This window comes from Leifsonia sp. HAY1-4F (assembly GCF_056755275.1).
Genome location: NZ_JBNDHX010000763.1, coordinates 1 through 228, shown reverse-complemented (window position 1 = coordinate 228; position 228 = coordinate 1). Strand labels below are relative to the sequence as shown.

Below are 228 nucleotides of genomic sequence, written 5' to 3'. Positions count from 1 at the left end.
CTCCTTCGTCGGCAGCGTCAGATGTGTATAAGAGACAGGCTACGGCGCCTTCACCTTCGTGCCGGTCAAGAACGCGGTCGCCCCGACCGGTGTGGATCTGAGCACCGGCATCCTGATCGCTCACGGCTGGCTCTACGTCGTGTACCTGCTGTCTCTTATACACATCTCCGAGCCCACGAGACACTCGCTAATCTGGGGGGGGGTGTTTTGTGTTTAGGAAGGGGGGGG

1 protein-coding gene is annotated in these 228 nt (G+C 60.1%); it reads left to right on the top strand.

The features are described from left to right. The first annotated feature begins 58 nt into the window (after positions 1–58). The gene (locus tag ACPYOG_RS21260) at positions 59–217 is read left to right on the top strand and encodes a hypothetical protein (protein ID WP_481296011.1); all 159 of its coding nucleotides are present in this window, start codon (positions 59–61) and stop codon (positions 215–217) included. Positions 218–228: the final 11 nt, after the last annotated feature.